The sequence below is a fragment of the Blastococcus deserti genome, assembly GCF_042682525.1.
In the GTDB taxonomy this organism is placed as follows: Bacteria; Actinomycetota; Actinomycetes; order Mycobacteriales; family Geodermatophilaceae; genus Blastococcus_B; species Blastococcus_B deserti.
Genome location: NZ_JBHUHP010000010.1, coordinates 222,974 through 242,133 on the forward strand (window position 1 = coordinate 222,974; position 19,160 = coordinate 242,133).

The following is a 19,160-nucleotide window of genomic DNA, read 5'->3' on the forward strand; positions in this document are numbered from 1 at the left end:
TATCGTCGTGGGCACGGCGGCCGACCGGCGGCCGGGGAAACGACACCGAGCCGAGGAGCCCGTCCTGTCCGAGCAGCCCGACGCGGTCGACGGCTCCGCCGTCCCGGGGCGGCGTCCGCGGACCCGGCTCCTGCTGGCCCTCGCCGCCGGCGTCCTGGTGGCCGACCTGGTCACCAAGCTGGCGGTGGTGGCGACCATCGAGCCGGGGGAGGACATCCGGCTGCTCGGCGGCGCCCTGTACCTCACCCATCTGCGCAACACCGGCGCGGCGTTCTCCTTCGCGGAGGGCTTCACCGTGGTGTTCACCCTGGTCGCCGTGGCCGTCGCCGTCGTCATCGTCCGGGTCGCGCGGCGGCTGTTCTCCACGGCCTGGGCCGTCACCCTCGGCCTGGTCCTTGGCGGGGCGCTCGGCAATCTGATCGACCGGGTGTTCCGGGATCCCGGGTTCCTGCGCGGGGGAGTCGTCGACTTCCTCTCGGTGTTCGGGCCCGACGGGCAGGTCTGGCCGGTGTTCAACATCGCCGACTCGGCGATCGTCTGCGGCGGCGTCCTGGGCGCGGTGCTGGCGCTGCGCGGCATCGAGTTCGACGGCTCCCGCGGCAAGGACGAGGCGGCCGCCGACGCCGCCTGAGCCGTGCGGCTCCGCGGGCACGTCACAATGGGTCGGTGACCAGCTCTCCGGGCCTGCCGTCGACGGGGATGCCCCCGTCCGGGCAGCACCGTGCCCTGCCGGTGCCCGACGGGCTCGAGGGGCAGCGGGTGGACCAGGCGCTCTCGCGGCTGTTCGGCCTCTCCCGGACGGCGGCGGCCGACGTCGCCGACGCCGGCCACGTCGTGGTGGATGGCCGCGTCCGCGGCAAGGGCGACCGGCTCACCGGCGGCAGCTGGCTCGAGGTCGAGCTGCCGCCGCCGCCGGGCGAACCGGTCGCGCCCCGGCCGGTCGAGGGGATAACCATCCTCCATGACGACGACGACCTCGTCGTCGTCGACAAGCCCGTCGGCGTCGCGGCCCATCCCAGTCCCGGCTGGGACGGGCCCACGGTCGTCGGCGGCCTGGCCGCGGCCGGCTACCGGATCTCCACCTCGGGTGCCGCGGAGCGGCAGGGCGTCGTGCACCGCCTCGATGCCGCGACCACCGGCGTCATGGTGGTCGCCAAGAGCGAGCGGGCCTACACCGCCCTCAAGGCGGCCTTCAAGGGGCGCACGGTCGAGAAGGGGTACCACGCGCTCGTCCAGGGCCACCCCGACCCCTCCCGCGGGACGATCGACGCGCCGATCGACCGCCATCCGCGGCACGACTGGAAGTTCGCCGTGGTCACCGGCGGCCGCCCGTCGGTCACCCACTACGAGGTGGTCGAGGCGTTCCCCGCCGCGAGCCTGGTCGACATCCGGCTGGAGACGGGGCGCACCCACCAGATCCGGGTGCACTTCTCCGCCCTGCGGCACCCCTGCGTGGGCGACACGACCTACGGCGCCGACCCGACGTTGGCCGCCCGGCTGGGGGTCGAGCGGCAATGGCTGCACGCCGTCCGGCTGGGGTTCCCGCACCCCGCGGACGGCCGCTGGGTGGAGTTCGCCAGCGACTATCCGCCCGACCTCGCCGGCGCGCTGGCCGTCCTGCGCGCCGAGGCCTGATCCCCTCGCCGTGAGCGGCCTGCCCGGCTCACTGGCCGACTTCGGCCCCGCGGCCCTGGCGGCGGTCGTGGTCGCGGGCTACCTGGTCGTCGGCGAGCCGATGGTGGGCCACGTGCTGCACCGGCGCTTCGAGGGCCGGCTCCGGGAGGATCCGGGGGCCCGCCGCTCGTTCTACCGGCGGCTGCTCGTGCTCGAGTGGGGGCTGGCCGTCGTCGCCCTGGTCGTCTGGCTGTCGGCCCCCGGTGTCGACGCCGGCGAGGTGGGTCTCCGCTGGCCGCAGCAGTGGCCCGGGCCGCTGACGGGGCTGGTGGTGCTGTTGGTCCTGGCCTTCGTCGTCGTCTCCACCCGCGTGCTGCGGTCCGGTGCGCTGCTCGAGGGGGCCGAGCCGGTCCGCAGGCCCGGGGAGGCGCGCCACGCCGAGCCGCCGGGACAGGCCACGCTGGCGCTGCTGCCGCGGACGGCTGGTGAGCGGCGGCTGTTCACGCTGGTGGGGGTGACCGCCGGGGTGTGCGAGGAGTGGCTCTACCGGGGCTTCTTCCTGGCGGTGGTCGCTGCGCTGGCCGGCGGCCCGCCCACCGGGGTGCTGGTCCTCGTGGCGGCCGCCGCGTTCGGGCTGGCGCACGCCTACCAGGGCGGGGTGGGGATCGTCACGACCGGGCTGCTCGGCGGAGTCATGGCCGCCGTCTACCTGCAGACCGGGTCGCTGCTCCTGCCGGTGCTCCTGCACGCCGTCATCGACCTGCGGTTCCTGCTCGTCCCGGCGCGGGCGCTGCCCGCCGCGCGGCCGGCGTGACCGGGGCGAGCGCGGTGCGTGCGTCGGTGGCGACGCCCGCGGACTGGCCCGAGATCGCGGCGCTGCGCACCCGGGTCTTCGTCGAGGAGCAGGGTGTTCCCCCCGAGATCGAGCAGGACGACGCCGACGCGACGGCCGTGCACGCGCTGAGCCGGGACGTGGACGGCCGGGTGGTCGCCACCGGCCGGCTGGTGCTCCGGCACGACGGGACGGCGTCGATCGGGCGGATGGCGGCCGATGCGTCGGTCCGCGGCCGCGGGCACGGGGCGGCCGTGCTGGCCGAGCTGCACCGCCAGGCGGCCCTGCGCGGCGTGACCGAGATCGAGCTGCACGCGCAGCTGACCGCCCGCGGCTTCTACGAGCGGGCCGGGTACACGCCGGTCGGCGGGGTGTACGAGGAGGCCGGCATCGCGCACGTGACGATGGTCCGGCGGGTCTGAGGGCGGCCTCCTGCGAGGGCCCGGCCCCGTCCCGGGTACCGCCCTGAGCGTGCGAAGGTGGGGAGGACGGGGTCCTTCGTGGATCGGTCCGCCTGTGAGGAGACACGTTCTGTCAGACCCTCGGCGTAGACACCTTCCAGTGCGAGGATCAGGGGCAACCCAGACACCTCCCGAAGGCCCCGTGCCGAGGGAGATCGCACGCCGGTCTTCCCCGCCGGTCGCCCGCCGGAGTCCCTGCGCGCCGGAGACACAGCGCGCAGAGATCCAGCGCGCGGAGACACCGCTCGCCGGAGACACTGCCGGCGGGCACGCACGACCACCGAGGAGCACCGACCGCCCGTGAGCAGCACTGCCAGTTCCCGATCCGCGGGGTCCTCGTTCGCGCACCTGCACGTCCACACCGAGTACTCGATGCTCGACGGCGCGGCCAAGCTCCCCGAGGTCACCGCGGCGGCGGCCGCCGAGGGCATGCCGGCCCTCGCCATGACCGACCACGGCAACGTCTTCGGCGCCTACGACTTCTACAAGCAGGCGACGGGTGCCGGGATCAAGCCGATCATCGGCATGGAGGGCTACTACACGCCCGGTTCCCGGTTCGACCGCGCCCCCTTCGACTTCGGCGACAACCTCATCGACGAGGAGGGCGACGGCGGGTCCAACCGCGGCAAGGCCGCGTACACCCACATGACGCTCCTGGCGCGGACGACGGAGGGCATGCACAACCTCTTCCGCATCTCCTCGCTGGCCAGCCTCGAGGGGCAGTACCGCAAGCCGCGCTTCGACCGCGACCTCCTCGAGCGCTACGGCAAGGGCCTGATCGCCACCACCGGCTGCCCGTCGGGCGAGGTGAACATGTGGCTGCGGGCCGGCAAGTTCGACCAGGCCCGGCAGGCCGCGGCGGACTTCCAGGACATCTTCGGCAAGGAGAACTTCTACGCCGAGCTGATGGACCACGGGCTGGCCATCGAGCAGAAGACCCGCCCGCAGCTGCTGAAGATCGCCGAGGACCTCGGCATCCCGCTCCTGGCGACCAACGACCTGCACTACACGCACAAGGAGGACGCCGACGCCCACGACGCGCTCCTGTGCATCCAGACCGGCTCGCGGCTGAACGAGACCAACCGCTTCCGGTTCAACGGCGACGGTTACTACCTGAAGAGCGCCGCGGAGATGCGGGCGCTGTTCACCGACCTGCCGGAGGCCTGCGACAACACCCTCCTGGTCGCCGAGCAGTGCGAGGTGACGTTCACCGAGGGCGCCGACCTCATGCCCCGCTTCCCCCTGCCGCCGGGTGAGGACGAGACCTCCTGGTTCGTCAAGGAGGTCGAGCGGGGGCTGCACAAGCGCTGGCCGAACGGGATCCCCGACCACGTGCGCAAGCAGGCTGACTACGAGGTCGGGATCATCACCCAGATGGGCTTCCCGGGGTACTTCCTCGTGGTCGCCGACTTCATCAACTGGGCCAAGGACAACGGCATCCGCGTCGGTCCCGGCCGTGGCTCGGCTGCCGGCTCGCTGGCCGCCTACGCCATGGGCATCACCGACCTCGACCCGCTGGCCCACGGCCTGATCTTCGAGCGGTTCCTCAACCCCGAGCGCGTCTCCATGCCCGACGTCGACATCGACTTCGACGACCGCCGGCGCGGCGAGGTGATCCGCTACGTGTCGGAGAAGTACGGCGAGGAGCGGGTCAGCCAGATCGTCACCTACGGCACGATCAAGGCGAAGGCCGCGATCAAGGACGCCGCCCGCGTGCTCGACCGGCCGTACTCGGTGGGCGACGAGCTGACCAAGCTCATGCCGCCGGCGGTCATGGGCAAGGACATCCCCCTGTCGGGCATCTTCGACCCGGCCCACCCCCGCCACAAGGAGGCCGCGGAGTTCCGGGCCCGCTACGAGTCCGACCCCGGCGCGGCGGAGGTGGTCGACCAGGCCCGGAAGCTCGAGGGGCTGAAGCGGCAGTGGGGGGTGCACGCCGCGGGCGTGATCATCGGGCGCTACCCGCTGATCGACAGCATCCCGATCATGCGACGGGAGTCCGACGGCGCGGTCATCACGCAGTTCGACTACCCCACCTGCGAGACGCTCGGGCTGTTGAAGATGGACTTCCTGGGGCTGCGCAACCTCACGGTCATCGACGACGCCCTGCGCAACATCGTCGCGAACGGCAAGGAGCCGATCGATCTCGACGAGATCAGCAAGGACCTGACCGACAAGAACACCTACGAGCTGCTGGCCCGGGGTGACACCCTGGGCGTCTTCCAGTTCGACGGCGGCCCGATGCGGTCGCTGCTGCGGCTGATGCGGCCGGACAACTTCGAGGACATCTCCGCCGTCGGCGCGCTCTACCGGCCCGGCCCGATGGGTGCGAACTCGCACACCAACTACGCGCTGCGCAAGAACGGGCAGCAGGAGATCACGCCGATCCACCCGGAGCTCGCCGAGCCGCTGGAGGAGATCCTCGGCCAGACCTACGGCCTGATCGTCTACCAGGAGCAGGTCATGGCGATCGCGCAGAAGGTCGCCGGGTACTCCCTCGGCAAGGCCGACCTGCTGCGCCGCGCGATGGGCAAGAAGAAGAAGTCGGTCCTGGACGCGGAGTTCGTCGGCTTCGAGGCCGGCATGAAGGAGCGCGGCTACTCCGACGCGGCGATCAAGACCCTCTGGGACATCCTCGTCCCGTTCGCCGACTACGCGTTCAACAAGGCGCACTCGGCGGCGTACGGCCTGGTGTCGTACTGGACGGCGTACCTCAAGGCCAACTACCCGACCGAGTACATGGCCGCGCTGCTCACCAGCGTCGGCGACGACAAGGACAAGCGGCCGATCTACCTCGCCGAGTGCCGCCGGATGGGCATCAAGGTCCTGCCGCCGGACGTCAACGAGTCGGCGGCGGACTTCACCCCGGTCGGCAGCGACATCCGCTTCGGGCTGGCGTCGGTGCGCAACGTGGGGCACAACGTCGTGGACTCGATCGTCCGGGCGCGTGAGCAGAACGGGGCGTTCAAGGACTTCCCCGACTTCATGCGCAAGATCGACACGGTGGCCTGCAACAAGAAGGTCATCGAGTCCCTGGCCAAGGCCGGCGCCTTCGACTCCATGGGTCACTCCCGGCAGGGCATCGCCGCGGTCCACGCCCAGGCCGTCGACTCCGCCATGGCACTCAAGCGCAAGGAGGCCGAGGGCCAGTTCGACCTGTTCGGCAGCTTCGGAGACGGCGCGGGGGAGGACGACCCGTTCGGTGGGGCGCTGGACATCGTGATCCCGACGGCCGACTGGTCGAAGTCCGAGCGGCTGGTCTTCGAACGCGACATGCTCGGGCTCTACGTGTCCGACCACCCGCTGCACGGCGTGGAGCACGTGCTGGCGGCCAACGCCGACACCCCCATCGCCGAGATCAACGCCGGTGGCGTCGAGGACGGCGCGAACGTGACCATCGCGGGCATCCTCACCGCGGTCGGGCCGCGCACCAACAAGCAGGGCGCCCCCTGGGCCATCGCCACCCTGGAGGACCTCGAGTCCGGCATCGAGGTGCTCTTCTTCCCGAAGACGTGGGCCGAGGTGTCGGAGAAGGTGGTCCGCGACCAGATCGTCGTCATCAAGGGCCGGATCAGCCGGCGCGACGACCAGCCTTCGCTGTTCGCCTCCGAGGTGACCATTCCCGAGCTGACCGAGGGGCCCCGCGGCCCGGTGCTGGTGTCGATGGCGGCGGCTCGCTGCACCCCGCCGGTCGTGGAACGCCTGCGCGAGGTGCTCGGCAGCCATCCCGGCACCACCGAGGTGCAGCTCAAGCTGGTCAACGGCAGCCGCGAGACGGTGCTGCGCCTCGACCAAGGGCTCCGAGTGCGCCCGAGCACCGCGCTGATGGGCGACATCAAGGCCCTGCTCGGCCCCACGAGCGTGGCGCTGCTGTGACGGAGGACCTCCGGGCGGGGCCGTACTGACCGGCCGGCCCCCGGGTCGTGGCCCGGCGTCTCCCAGGAAGCCGTTGTTCACTGGAACGGTGCGCCCTCCTTCGCCCGCCGCCCGTCCGGCTTCCGCCTACTGGCGCGGGTGGGAGGAGGTCCGCGCCGACCTGCGCAGCTCCGCCCGGATCGTCCTGGTCCTGGCGCTGGCCGGCCTCCCCACGGGGCTGGCCTGGTGGTGGCTGGCCCCGCGGGCGGAGTTCCGCGTCACCGGGACCGGACCGGTCGCCGTCGGCAACCCCTCCGACGAGCTGCTGGTGGCCGACGACGTCGTGTTCGCCCTCCTCCTCGCCGGCGTGGGCCTGCTGGCCGGCGCGGCGGCATGGTTCCTCCAGCGGCGAAGGGGAGTGGCCACGCTGCTGGCCCTCGCCGTGGGCACCTGCCTCACCGGCGTCGTCGCGTGGCAGGTCGGGCAGCTGCTGGGGGCCGGGCCGACCGAGGCGCAGCTCGCCGACGTGGGGGCGCTCGTGACGACCGGCCTGGACCTCGGGTCGCCGGCGCCTCTGGCGCTGGCGCCGTTCACGGCCGTGCTGGCCTACGTCGTGGCGGTCCTCGCCGCGCCGGGCGACGACCTGGGCCGCACCGAGCCCGACGATGCCGCACCGGTCCGGGGCGCGCTGCCCGGCGGCGCGGAGCCGTTGCCCGAGGAGCGGCCCCTCGTCGACGTCCCCCCGGCCGGCCGCCCGCCGAGCTGAATCTGCTCGCCGGCCGTCGCCGGTGATGTGCGGAGGCCTGTGCACCGTGCACAACCGCCTCCGCGAAGTTCGTCCTCGCAGGACGTGGGCGGCAGCTCGGCGCGTCCTTAGTGTCCTTGATCACAGGGCACCGGTGGTGTCCGTCACACGACATCAGGTTTGAGGGGCGCGGAGCGCATGTTCGGTCATCTGCCCTGGCAGCAGCCGCGGTCGGTCGCCGGTCGACCGTGCGTCCGGGACGACGGCGTGGAGCTGACCTACGCCGAGTTCGACGCGCGGATCGCCGCCTTCGCCGAGCAGCTGGCCGAGGCCGGCTTCGGGCGCGGGCACGTCCTGGCGGTCATGCTGCCCAACCGGGTGGAACTCCTCGTCGCGCTCTTCGCTGCCTGGCGCCTCGGCGGCGCGGCGACTCCCGTCAACCCGGTCTTCACCGCCAGCGAGGCCGACCACCAGATCGCCGACTCGGGCGCCGTCGTGGTGGTCAACCAGGGCCCGGACGCGCCCACGGGGGGCCGGCCGGTGATCCACGTCGGCGACATGCGCACCACCGTCACCGGTGCGCCGGTCGCCCCGGTGGCACTCCGGCCCGACGACCTGGCGCTGCTGATCTACACCAGTGGCTCCACGGGACGGCCCAAGGGGGTGATGCTCGACCACGCCAACGCCGAGGCCATGTCCAGCACGATGGCGGCGCACTTCGCGCTGACCGAGCGCGACCACTGCCTGCTGGTCCTGCCGCTGTTCCACGTCAACGCCATCATGGTCAGCGCCCTGGCGAGCTTCCGGTCCGGCGGTCAGCTCAGCATCGTCGGCAGCTTCTCGGCCAGCCGCTTCTTCGACCAGGTCGAGCGCCTGCGGCCCACGTACTTCTCCGCGGTGCCGACCATCTACGCCCTGCTGGCCTCCCTCCCCGAGCACGTCCGCCCCGACACGTCGTCGCTGCGCTTCGTCGTCTGCGGCGCCGCCCCGGTCTCCGCCGAGCTCCTGGACCGCTGCGAGGAGCGGTTCGGCTTCACGATGGTGGAGGGCTACGGCCTGACCGAGGGCACCTGCGCGTCGGCGTGCAACCCGGTCGACGGCGTGCGCAAGCTCGGCACCGTGGGCCCCGCCCTGCCCGGGCAGCGCATCGAGATCCGCGGCGGGGACGGCGCGGCCGTGCCGGCCGGGCAGGTCGGCGAGGTGGTCATCTCGGGCCCGACCGTCATGCGCGGCTACCTGAACCAGCCCGACGCCACGGCGGAGACGCTGGTGGACGGCTGGCTGCGCACCGGCGACGTCGGCCGGCTGGACGAGGACGGCTACCTCACCATCGTCGACCGCGTGAAGGACATGATCATCCGGGGCGGGGAGAACATCTACCCCAAGGAGATCGAGGCCGTGCTGACCGCCGTGCCCGGCGTCCTCGAGGCGGCCGTCGTCGGCCGGCCGGACCCCGTGCTCGGGGAGTCGCCCGTGGCCTACGTGAGCCTTTACCCGGACGCCCGGGTCAGCGACGAGGACCTGCTGGAGCACTGCCGGCGCCACCTCACCCGGGTGAAGGTCCCGGAGCGGATCGAGATCCTCGACGGCCTGCCCAAGAACCCGGTCGGCAAGACCGACAAGCCGACCCTCCGCCGATCGCTGCAGCCGCAGCCGGTCTGACCGCACCTCCACCAGCAGCAGTTCCCACCGCACGAGCACCTCTCGTGCTGATCACCCCTGCCCGGACGAAGGAGCCCCCGTGGGATTCAAGACAGCAGACATGCCGCCGGTGGACCCGGCCCGGTACGAGTCGATGCCGTTCATGGAGCGGATGCGCATGCTCGCCACGCACTGGTGCGAGTACGGCTTCGGCGGTCCCAAGACCAACCACATGCTCTACGTCTACAAGCTCGCCTTCTACGTGGTCGGCGGCTTCCTGGTGGTCGGCCTCACCACCCCCGGCCTGAGCCTGGGGGACCTCGGCGCGTGGTGGGGTGAGCCGATCGTCTACGAAAAGCTGATCGTCTGGACGGTCCTCTTCGAGATCACCGGCTGGGCTTCGTCATCCGGGCCGCTGGCCTTCAAGTTCAAGCCGTTCATCGGCGGCTTCCTCTACTGGTCACGGCGCAACACCCTCCGGCTGCCCCCGTGGCCGGGCAAGGTGCCCTTCACCGCCGGCGACCACCGCACCACCTTCGACGTCGCCCTGTACTCCCTGATCCTCGCCGATCTGCTGTTCCTCCTCCTGGGCCCCGGCGTGCGCACCGACGCCCTGCCCGGCAGCGAGGCCGGCCTGCTGCCGCAGTGGGCACTGCTGGCCTACGTCGGCCTGATCGTCGTCATGGGCCTGCGCGACCGGGTGGTCTTCCTGGCGGCGCGCTCCGAGCAGTACGTCGCGGTGCTCTTCTTCTTCGGCATCCTGAGCAACCACGTCGACATGGTCCTGGCCGCCAAGATCGCGATGGTGACCATCTGGATGGGCGCCGGCGTCTCCAAGTTCGGGAAGCACTTCACCAACGTCGTCCCGCCGATGATGAGCAACACCCCGTGGCTCACGTCGCTGCGCTTCAAGCGGGCGCTCTACCGCGACTTCCCGAACGACCTCCGGCCGTCGAAGGTCGCCTGGGGCTTCGCGCACATCGGCGGCACGGTCGTCGAGCTGGTGCTGCCGCTGGTCCTGCTGTTCTCGACGAACTCCACCATCACGTGGCTGGCGATCGCCGGGATGATCTTCTTCCACATCTTCATCACGTCGACCTTCCCGCTGGCCGTGCCGCTGGAGTGGAACGTGTTCTTCATGTTCGCCACGGCCTGGTTGTTCGGTGGGTTCCCCGCCGCCGACGGCTACGGCCTGGGTGACGTCAGCTCCCCGTGGCTGCTCGTGCCCATCGTGGCCGCCTTCGTCACCTTCCCGATCCTGGGCAACCTGCGCCCGGACCTGGTGTCCTTCCTGCCGTCGATGCGGCAGTACGCCGGCAACTGGGCGTCGGCGACCTGGGCGTTCCGCGGCGACGACGCGGAGGACAAGCTGAACCGCCACCTGGTCAAGTTCAACGCCAACCAGGTCGACCAGCTCTCCGGCGCGTTCGGCAAGGAGATCGCGGAGATCTTCATGCAGAAGGCCATGGCCTGGCGGACCATGCACAGCCAGGGACGCGGCCTGATGTCGCTGATGATGCGGCACCTCGACCGGCTGGAGGACTACCGCATCCGCGAGGGCGAGTTCGTCTGCACCACGCTGGTGGGCTGGCAGTTCGGCGACGCCCACCTGCACAACGAGCAGACCATCACGGCGGTCCAGAAGCGCTGCGCATTCGAGCCGGGCGAGTGCATCGTCGTCTGGGTGGAGTCCCAGCCGATCCACCGCGGCACCCAGGAGTACAAGGTCATCGACGCCGCCCTGGGCGTCGTCGAGCGGGGCTACTACCGGGTCGCCGACGCGGTCGAGGAGCAGCCGTGGCTGCCCAACGGGCCCATCCCGCACACCGTCACGTGGCGGGCCCAGGGCTACACCCCGGCGGGGGAGCACCCCCACCCGGTCGTCCGTGCCAGTGTGACTGCATGACAGACGCAGTCGTGGTCGGCAGCGGGCCCAACGGGCTCGCTGCCGCCCTCACGCTCGCCGCTGCGGGCCTCGGGGTCACGGTCCTGGAGGCCTCCGACACCATCGGCGGGGGAACCCGCAGCGGCGAGCTGACCCTGCCCGGGCTGGTGCACGACCACTGCTCGGCCCTGCACCCCCTGGCGGTCGACACGCCGTTCTCGCGGTCGTTCGACCTCGGTGGCGCCGGGCTGACCTGGCGGTGGGCCCCCGTCGAGTACGCCCACCCCCTGGACGGCGGCCGCGGTGCCGCCGTCCGGCGGTCGGTGGAGGACACCGCCGCAGGGCTGGGCGAGGACGCCCGCGCCTGGCGCCGGGTCTTCGGGCCGTTGACCGAGCGGTTCGACGCCATCACCGAGGACTTCCTCCGCCCGATGCTGCACGTGCCGCGGCATCCGCTGGCGCTGGGCCGCTTCGGTGCCTACTCGATGCTCCCCGCCTCGCTCCTGGCCCGGCGGTGGTCCACTCCCGAGGGCCGCGCGCTGTTCGCCGGCATCACCGCGCACGCCTTCCGGCCCTTCGACACCCCCGCGTCGTCGGCCATCGGACTGGCGCTGGGTGTCGCCGCTCACCGATACGGCTGGCCCGCTGCCGAGGGCGGTTCCGCCGCGATCGCCCGGGCCATGGCCGAGCTGCTCGCCGGCTACGGCGCCAAGATCGAGACCGGGGTGACCGTGCGCTCGCTCGCCGAGGTCGGGAACGCCGACGTGGTCATGCTCGACGTCGCCCCGGCGGCCGCCGCCGACATCGTGGGTGACCGGATGCCGGCCCGGATCGCCCGGGCGCTGCGGCGGTTCCGGCACGGGCCCGCGGCGTTCAAGGTCGAGTTCGCCGTCGAGGGCGGCGTGCCCTGGACCCACGCCGACTCCCGGCTGGCCGGCACCGTGCACGTCGGCGGCTCCTTCGAGGAGATCGCCGACGCCGAGCGGGAGGTCCGCCGCGGGCGGATGCCGGAGAACCCGTTCGTGCTCGTGGGCCAGCAGTACCTGGCCGACCCGTCCCGGTCCGCGGGCGACGTCCACCCGCTCTACGCCTACGCGCACGTGCCGGCGGGCTGGGCCGGCGACGCCACGGAGGCCATCGAGCGCCAGATCGAGCGGTTCGCGCCCGGCTTCCGCGACCGGATCCTGGCCCGCCACGTCACCTCTCCCGCCGCGATGGAGGCGTACAACCCCAACTACGTGGCCGGGGACATCGTGACCGGCGCCAACGATGCCCTGCAGCTGGTCTTCCGGCCTCGGGTGGCCCTGGATCCGTACACGGTCGGCGTCGACGGCGTGTACCTGTGCTCGGCGGCCACGCCGCCGGGGGCCGGCGCCCACGGGATGTGCGGCTACAACGCCGCGCGGTCCGCCCTGGCGCGGCTGGCGCGGTGACGACCGCGATGCGGGCGGAGCAAGCGGGTGCCGGCGGGAGAGAGGTCCCGCCGGAGCGGGTGAAGGCCCTGGTGGCCGAGGCCGCGCTGCGGCTGGACCGCCGGCAGCCGCAGATCGCGCGGATGATGAGCGACCTGATCGCCCGCGAGATCAAATCCCTCGACGTCGACCAGGTCTTCCTCGAGCTCCTCCGCGCGAGCGTGGACGCCAACACGAAGACGATCACGCACATCCTGATCAACGACATCCCGATCGAGCGCCTGCAACCGACCACGGCCGCGGTCGAGTACGCGCTGCGGCTCGCGCAGCGGGACATCCCGGCGAACTCCCTGGTCCGCGCCTACAGCGTGGGCAAGGACGACTTCATCGAGCAGACCTTCCCCGACGTCCAGGCGCTGGACTGCTCGCCCGAGGAGAAGTTCGCCGTCCTGCAGCACATGTCGTCGGTGGTGGGCCGGTACATCGACTGGATCTCGCAGTACGTGTTCGACGTCTACGAGCAGGAGCGCGAGCGCTGGATCACCACCCAGGGCAACGTGCGCGCCACCCTCATCCACGACGTCCTCAACCGGCGCACGGTGAACCCGCGCGAGTTCGAGCGCGAGACGCGCTACCGGCTCGACGCCCACCACCTGGGCATGGTGGTCTGGTCGGTGCGCAGGGAACCGGCGCCCGACGAGCTGCGGATCATGACGCAGGTCGTGACGAAGGCAGCCGCGACCGCCGGCTGCTCGGGCCCGCCGCTGATCACGGCGGTGGACCGCACGACCGCGTGGGCCTGGTTGCCCTTCGTCGTGCGGCCGGCGCACCTGGACATGGAGCAGCTGCGCGAGATCGTGGACCTGGCGGGCGTGTGCCGGGCCGCCTTCGGCCTGTCCGGCGCCGGCCTCGCCGGGTTCCGGCGCACCCACGCCCAGGCGCAGGCCGCGCGCCGCGTCGCCGTGACCTCCGGCGAGACGGCCCCGGCCATCAGCTTCGGCGACGACGGTGTCGCGATCACGTCCCTGCTGGCCAACGACCTGGAGTCCACCAGGGCCTGGGTCGCCGAGGTCCTCGGCCCGCTCGCGTCCGACACGGAGAGCGCGCGGTCGCTGCGGGAGACGCTGCGCGTCTTCTTCCTCACCGGTGAGAGCTACACGGACACCGCAAGGATCATGCAGCTGCACCGCAACACCGTGAAGTACCGCGTCAGCAAGGCGCTCAGCCACGGCGAGACGGCCATCAGCACCAACCGGGTCGACCTGGCCGTGGCGCTCAGCGTCTGCCATTTCCTCGGTCTGGCCGTGCTCAGCGAGCGCGCCGGGCAGTGATCCGGCGGCCCGGGGACCCGGCCGCGCCGCTCAGTTGACGGTCATGGGGACGGCGAACTGCTGGAGCGGCACCGGCACGGCGCCCAGCGTCTGCAGCAGCGTCAGCTCGCGGCGCAGCAGGCGGGCCTCCAGCGTCAGGCGCCGGCGGGTGGCCGACTCGGCGAGCAGGGCCTGGCGGTCGTCGGTGGTCAGCAGGGCGGCCGAGGCCACCAGGTAGGACAGCGCCGTCGGGTCGTCGCCGACCGCGTCGAGCCGGACGGCGGTCTCCGCGTCGACCGCGGGCCCGCCGCCGTCGGCGTCGCCACCGGTGCCGAGTCCGGAGACCTCGGCGACATAGTGGGTGAACAGGTCCCGGACGGCGTGGGACAGGAGGTCCAGGGAGCCGCGGGCGACGGCGGCGACGACCTCGTCGAGGCTCTCGTCGCACGGCACGGCGGCCTCGGTGACGCCCGGGACGAGCAGGCCGTCGGTGTCGCCGGCCGCCTCCTCCGCGGCCTCCTCCTCGGCCAGCCACTCGACCTCTCCCCGCAGGTAGGGCGGGTCGTCGGCGACCACGACGTCCACCAGCCGGAAGCGCTCACCGCCTACGGTGGTGATCCGGAACCCGCCGTCGGGCTGCTGGCGCACCGACCGGACCCGGGCCGTGCAGCCCACGTCGTAGAGCGCCGCAGCCGGCGCCACCCGCTCCACCTCCCAGCCCTGCCGGATCGCCACCACACCGAAGAACCGCCGGTCGCCGGCCTCGGGGAGGCTCAGCAGGTCGCGCACCAGCCGCCGGTACCGCGGCTCGAAGATCTGCAGGGGCAGGACGACGCCGGGGAACAGAGGGGTCCCGAGCGGGAACAAGGGGATGAGCTCACCCATCACCCCACCGTACGGGCGGCGGACGGGGGCGCGCCGCCGCTGGCTACCCTGGAGTTCCCCCGTCGCGCGCTGTGCGCACATCCGCCCACCACCCCGGAGGCCTCCCGTGCTCGCCCGCATCGACCTGCGTGGATCGGCGCTGCCCGGGCCGCGCGACCTGGCCGCACTCCTCCCGCGGGCCGGCACCGACATCGACTCGGTCATGGCGACGGTCCGCCCGCTGTGCGAGGACGTGCGCGTCCGGGGCGCCCAGGCGGTCCGCGAGATCACCGCCCGTCTCGACGGCGTGGACAACGAGGACTTCGCCGTGCCGCAGGAGGCGCTCGACCGGGCCCTCGCCGCGTGCGACCCGACGCTCCGTGCCGCCCTCGAGGAGGCCATCACCCGGGTGCGGACGGTGCACGCCGACCAGCGGCGCACCGACGTGACGACCGAGGTGGTCCCCGGGGGCACGGTCACCGAGCGCTGGGTCCCGGTGCGCCGCGTGGGCCTCTACGTGCCCGGCGGCCTGGCACCGCTGCTGTCGAGCGTCGTCATGAACGTCGTCCCCGCCCAGATCGCGGGGGTGGAGTCGATCGCTGTGGCGTCACCGCCGCAGCGCGACCACGGCGGGCTGCCCGACCCCGGGGTGCTCGCGGCCTGCGCGCTGCTGGGGGTCACCGAGGTCTACGCCGTCGGCGGGGCGCAGGCGGTCGCGGTGTTCGGCTACGGCGCGGGTTCCTGCGAGCCGGTCGACATGGTCACCGGCCCGGGCAACGTCTACGTGACGGCGGCCAAGCGGCTGCTGCGCGGGCTGATCGGGATCGACTCGGAGGCCGGCCCCACCGAGGTCGCGATCCTGGCCGACGACATCGCCGACCCGGCGCACGTCGCGGCGGACCTGATCAGCCAGGCCGAGCACGACCCGTTGGCCGGAGCGGTGCTGGTGACGCCCAGCGAGGCGCTCGCCGACGCCATCCTGGACCTGGTGCCCGGTCAGGTCGCGGCCACCAAGCACTCCGACCGCATCGCGACCGCGCTCGACGGGACCCAGTCGGGCATCGTGCTCGTCGACGACCTCGAGGCGGGGCTGCGGGTGGTCGACGCGTACGCCGCCGAGCACCTGGAGATCCAGACCCGGGACGCGCGGGAGGTGGCGGCGCGGGTCCGCAACGCCGGAGCGATCTTCGTGGGCGCCTGGTCGCCGGTGTCGCTGGGCGACTACTGCGCCGGCTCGAACCACGTGCTGCCCACGGGCGGGTGCGCGCGGTTCTCCAGCGGCCTGTCGGTGCAGTCGTTCCTGCGCGGCATCCACGTCGTGGAGTACGACCGGCAGGCGCTGGCCGGCGTGGCCGGGCACATCGACGCCCTCGCCGGCGCGGAGGACCTGCCGGCCCACGCGGCCGCCGTCAGGATCCGGCAGAACCGCTGATGGCCTCCCCCGACGAGCTCCCGCTGCGGCCGGAGCTCCGCGGCCGCTCGCCCTACGGCGCTCCGCAGGTCCCCGCGGCCCACCGGCTCAACACCAACGAGAACCCGTTCCCGCTGCCCGCCGAGCTGCTCGCCGACCTCGGGGCGGCCCTCGGGCACGCGGCGCTGGAGCTCAACCGGTACCCCGATCGCGACGCCGTCGAGCTGCGCGCGGGCCTGGCCGAGTACCTCTCCCGCACCAGTGGCGAGGCGATCGGCCCGCGGCAGGTGTGGGCGGCCAACGGCTCCAACGAGGTGCTGCAGCAGATCCTGCAGGCCTTCGGCGGGGCCGGCCGGACGGCGCTGGGCTTCACGCCGTCGTACTCGATGCACCCGATCATCGCGGCCGGCACCGGCACCGGGTGGGCCGACGGCCACCGCCGCGCCGACTTCACCATCGACGCCGAGCAGGCGGCCGCGCAGGTGCGGGACACCGCGCCCGACGTCGTCTTCGTGACCAGCCCCAACAACCCGACCGGCACCGCGGTCGCGCTGGAGACGATCGGCCGGATCTACGACGCCACGACGGGCGTCGTCGTGGTGGACGAGGCGTACGCCGAGTTCGCGCGGGCCGGCACGCCCTCGGCGCTGACCCTGCTGCCCGGCCGTCCCCGGCTGATCGTCAGCCGGACGATGAGCAAGGCCTTCGGCATGGCGGGGCTGCGCCTGGGCTACCTGGCCGCCGACCCCGCCGTCGTCGACGCCCTCCAGCTGGTCCGGTTGCCCTACCACCTCGGCTCCCTGACCCAGGCCGCCGCCCGCACCGCCCTGGCGCACACCGACGCGCTGCTGGCCACCGTGGACGCGGTGAAGGCGCAGCGGGACCGGATCGTGGCCGCGCTGCCCGTCATGGGCCTCACCAGCGTGCCGAGCGATGCGAACTTCGTGCTGTTCGGCCACTTCCTGGACCAGGCGAAGGCCTGGCAGGCGCTGCTGGACCGGGGCGTCCTCGTGCGCGACGTCGGCCTGCCGGGCTGGCTGAGGGTGACGGCGGGGACGGAGGAGGAGACCGACGCGTTCCTCACCGCGCTGGGTGAGATCGCGCCCGACCACCGCACCACTCAGGGAGGATGACCGGCATGGCGCGCACTGCACGGGTCGAGCGGGAGACGAGCGAGACCAAGCTGGTCGTCGAGCTCGATCTCGACGGCACCGGGACCAGCTCGATCAGCACGGGCGTGGGCTTCTACGACCACATGCTCACCGCGCTGTCCAAGCACAGCGGCATCGACCTGACCGTGCGGGCCGACGGGGACCTGCACATCGACGCGCACCACACGGTCGAGGACGTCGCGATCGCCCTGGGCCAGGCCTTCGCGCAGGCCCTGGGCGACAAGCGCGGCATCACCCGGTACGGCGACGCCACCATCCCGATGGACGAGGTGCTCGCCCAGGCCGCGGTCGACCTGTCCGGCCGGCCGTACTTCGTGCACGCCGAGCCCGAGGACATGACGCCGATGATCGGGCCGGACTACCCGACCAGCCTGACCAAGCACGTGCTCGAGTCCTTCGCCTTCAACGCCCGGATCAGCCTGCACGTGCGCGTGCTCTACGCCGGCCGCGACGCCCACCACATCGTCGAAGGGCAGTTCAAGGCCCTGGCCCGGGCGCTGCGCCAGGCTGTCGCGATCGATCCGCGCATCTCCGACGTGCCCTCGACCAAGGGCACGCTGTAGCCGCGTGACCTCCGGACTGGTCCTCCTGCTCGTCGGCGGCTTCCTGCTCGGCGGAGCATGGAGCATCTGGCGCTCGGACGACGACACGAAGGGGCGCACCGGCCCGCAGGTGGTCTTCGCGGTCGTCCTGCTCCTCGCCGCCCTGCTGGCGACCGCGGCGGGGCTGCTCCGCCTGATCTGACCGGCGCCTCGAGAACCGCCTCAGGAACCGCCTCAGGAACCGCTGACCGCGGGGCAGCCGGTCAGCTGGTCGGCCGTGGTCTCCGTCGCACTGACGACGCGGTCCCGGCCGCCGCGCTTGGCGCGGTAGGCCGCCGCGTCGGCGGCGGCGTGCAGGCCGCGGGCGTCCGGAGACCCGACCGTGGCCGAGCCGACGCTGACCGTCGCGCCGTAGGCGGAGGCGACGGTGCGGACCCGCTGCCGGAGCCGTTCGGCCACTGCGGCGGCGTCCTCCGACCCGGTGCCCGGGAGCAGCAGCGCGAACTCATCACCTCCGAGCCGGCCGGCGGAGTCCCCGGGGCGGGTGAGCCCGGTCAGCACACCTGCGACCAGCGTCAGCACGCCGTCCCCGGCGGGATGGCCGTAGGTGTCGTTGACGGTCTTGAACTGGTCGATGTCGACGATCAACAGGCTCAGTGGGTGGTCGGCGGTCGCCCTGCGCGCCTCGAGCTCCAGCCGCTCGTGGAACGCCCGGTGGTTCAGCGTCCCGGTGAGTCCGTCCCGTTCCGCCAGGGTGGCGAGCTCGTGCGCATAGGCCGCCGTTCGCTCGTACACCCGCACGTGGTTGGCCGAGGCGAAGGCGCAGGTGGCGGTGGTCACCACCAGTGCCAGGACGACGACGAGGACGAACTCCGTCAGGGGCGCTCCGGTCAGCACGGCCATGGTGAGGTAGCCGGTGACGATGATCGAGCCCGCCAGGGCCACGCCGACCGGGGGATAGGCCAGTGCCGCATGCGCCAGCAGGACGAAGAGGAAGAGGCTGTAGGGGCTGCTCACGCCCCCGTCCAGCACGGCGAAGAGGATGATCAGCGCGATGCCGACCGCCTCCCAGGCGTCGAAGAACAACCGACCCCGCGGATCGCGGACCAGCCGCTCCACCGGGACGAGGAGCAGCAACGGCGAGGGCACGGCGATCGCCGCGGCCAGGGCCAGGACCAGGGCGTCGTTCGGCCCGGTGGGGGAGGCCCAGGTGTGCAGGGCGACGATCGCGGGCAGCACCACGCACAGGACGACGCCGCCCACCGTGTGACGGCGCCAGAAGGCGACGCGCTCCTCGTCCTGGGCCAGTGCGCGCATGCCCCTGCCATCGGACGCGCAGGCCGATCGGTTGAGCGGGTCCACCTTCCTCTCCCCCCTGAGGGGTAGTGGAGCCGCACCCGTCTTCCCTGCCGCGCG

16 protein-coding genes are annotated in these 19,160 nt (G+C 72.6%); 14 read left to right on the forward strand and 2 right to left on the reverse strand.

All coding sequences use genetic code 11. From position 1 onward, the window contains the following. Nucleotides 1-7: 7 nt before the first annotated feature. The 10 genes from lspA to ACFSHS_RS11910 all read left to right on the forward strand — a co-directional run bounded on the left by lspA (nucleotide 8) and on the right by ACFSHS_RS11910 (nucleotide 13,776). Nucleotides 8-631, forward strand: coding sequence for a signal peptidase II (gene lspA / locus ACFSHS_RS11865; RefSeq protein ID WP_376875813.1), 624 nt, complete (start codon nucleotides 8-10; stop codon nucleotides 629-631). Between the two features lie 35 nt (nucleotides 632-666). Beyond that, nucleotides 667-1,635 carry an RluA family pseudouridine synthase gene (locus ACFSHS_RS11870; RefSeq protein ID WP_376875816.1) on the forward strand — a complete coding sequence of 323 codons (969 nt, stop codon included), beginning with the start codon at nucleotides 667-669 and terminating at the stop codon, nucleotides 1,633-1,635. Nucleotides 1,636-1,645: 10 nt separating this feature from the next. Beyond that, on the forward strand, nucleotides 1,646-2,428 hold the full coding sequence (locus tag ACFSHS_RS11875; RefSeq protein WP_376875819.1) for a CPBP family intramembrane glutamic endopeptidase: 783 nt from the start codon (nucleotides 1,646-1,648) through the stop codon (nucleotides 2,426-2,428). Between the two features lie 26 nt (nucleotides 2,429-2,454). Then, nucleotides 2,455-2,868, forward strand: coding sequence for a GNAT family N-acetyltransferase (locus tag ACFSHS_RS11880; RefSeq protein ID WP_376875822.1), 414 nt, complete (start codon nucleotides 2,455-2,457; stop codon nucleotides 2,866-2,868). Between the two features lie 339 nt (nucleotides 2,869-3,207). Continuing rightward, entirely contained in the window at nucleotides 3,208-6,783 is a 3,576-nt protein-coding gene (gene dnaE, locus ACFSHS_RS11885; RefSeq protein ID WP_376875825.1) for a DNA polymerase III subunit alpha, read from the forward strand. A gap of 88 nt (nucleotides 6,784-6,871) precedes the next feature. After that, a complete protein-coding gene (locus ACFSHS_RS11890) occupies nucleotides 6,872-7,528 on the forward strand; it encodes a DUF2567 domain-containing protein (RefSeq protein WP_376875827.1) in 657 nt (218 codons plus the stop codon). A gap of 177 nt (nucleotides 7,529-7,705) precedes the next feature. Further along, entirely contained in the window at nucleotides 7,706-9,169 is a 1,464-nt protein-coding gene (locus ACFSHS_RS11895; protein WP_376875830.1) for a class I adenylate-forming enzyme family protein, read from the forward strand. A 79-nt stretch (nucleotides 9,170-9,248) separates the two neighbouring features. Next, nucleotides 9,249-11,054, forward strand: a complete 1,806-nt coding sequence (locus ACFSHS_RS11900) for a DUF3556 domain-containing protein (protein WP_376875833.1) — start codon at nucleotides 9,249-9,251, stop codon at nucleotides 11,052-11,054. Next, nucleotides 11,051-12,466, forward strand: coding sequence for a phytoene desaturase family protein (locus ACFSHS_RS11905; RefSeq protein ID WP_376875836.1), 1,416 nt, complete (start codon nucleotides 11,051-11,053; stop codon nucleotides 12,464-12,466). Before ACFSHS_RS11900 ends, ACFSHS_RS11905 begins: the two co-directional genes overlap by 4 nt. Beyond that, nucleotides 12,463-13,776, forward strand: coding sequence for a PucR family transcriptional regulator (locus ACFSHS_RS11910; RefSeq protein WP_376875839.1), 1,314 nt, complete (start codon nucleotides 12,463-12,465; stop codon nucleotides 13,774-13,776). Before ACFSHS_RS11905 ends, ACFSHS_RS11910 begins: the two co-directional genes overlap by 4 nt. A gap of 30 nt (nucleotides 13,777-13,806) precedes the next feature. On the opposite strand, the gene ACFSHS_RS11915 is transcribed toward ACFSHS_RS11910, so the two are convergent. Beyond that, nucleotides 13,807-14,640 (reverse strand): LON peptidase substrate-binding domain-containing protein, encoded by an 834-nt coding sequence (locus tag ACFSHS_RS11915; RefSeq protein ID WP_376875842.1) that lies wholly within the window; start codon nucleotides 14,638-14,640, stop codon nucleotides 13,807-13,809. A 106-nt stretch (nucleotides 14,641-14,746) separates the two neighbouring features. On the opposite strand from ACFSHS_RS11915, the gene hisD reads away from it, so the two are divergent. Genes hisD through ACFSHS_RS11935 form a run of 4 tightly spaced genes read left to right on the forward strand, consistent with a single transcriptional unit; the run spans nucleotide 14,747 to nucleotide 17,946 of the window. After that, on the forward strand, nucleotides 14,747-16,051 hold the full coding sequence (hisD, locus tag ACFSHS_RS11920; protein ID WP_376875845.1) for a histidinol dehydrogenase: 1,305 nt from the start codon (nucleotides 14,747-14,749) through the stop codon (nucleotides 16,049-16,051). Next, complete coding sequence (locus ACFSHS_RS11925; protein WP_376875848.1) at nucleotides 16,051-17,163, forward strand: histidinol-phosphate transaminase; 1,113 nt, start codon at nucleotides 16,051-16,053, stop codon at nucleotides 17,161-17,163. Before hisD ends, ACFSHS_RS11925 begins: the two co-directional genes overlap by 1 nt. Nucleotides 17,164-17,168: 5 nt before the next feature. Beyond that, entirely contained in the window at nucleotides 17,169-17,765 is a 597-nt protein-coding gene (gene hisB / locus ACFSHS_RS11930; RefSeq protein WP_376875851.1) for an imidazoleglycerol-phosphate dehydratase HisB, read from the forward strand. 4 nt (nucleotides 17,766-17,769) lie between these two features. Further along, entirely contained in the window at nucleotides 17,770-17,946 is a 177-nt protein-coding gene (locus ACFSHS_RS11935) for a hypothetical protein (RefSeq protein ID WP_376875854.1), read from the forward strand. Nucleotides 17,947-17,978: 32 nt separating this feature from the next. Here the strand turns inward: ACFSHS_RS11935 and ACFSHS_RS11940 are convergent, their stop codons facing one another. Next, nucleotides 17,979-19,061: a GGDEF domain-containing protein gene (locus ACFSHS_RS11940; RefSeq protein ID WP_376875857.1), complete on the reverse strand. Its 1,083-nt coding sequence runs from the start codon at nucleotides 19,059-19,061 to the stop codon at nucleotides 17,979-17,981. Between the last annotated feature and the right edge of the window lie 99 nt (nucleotides 19,062-19,160).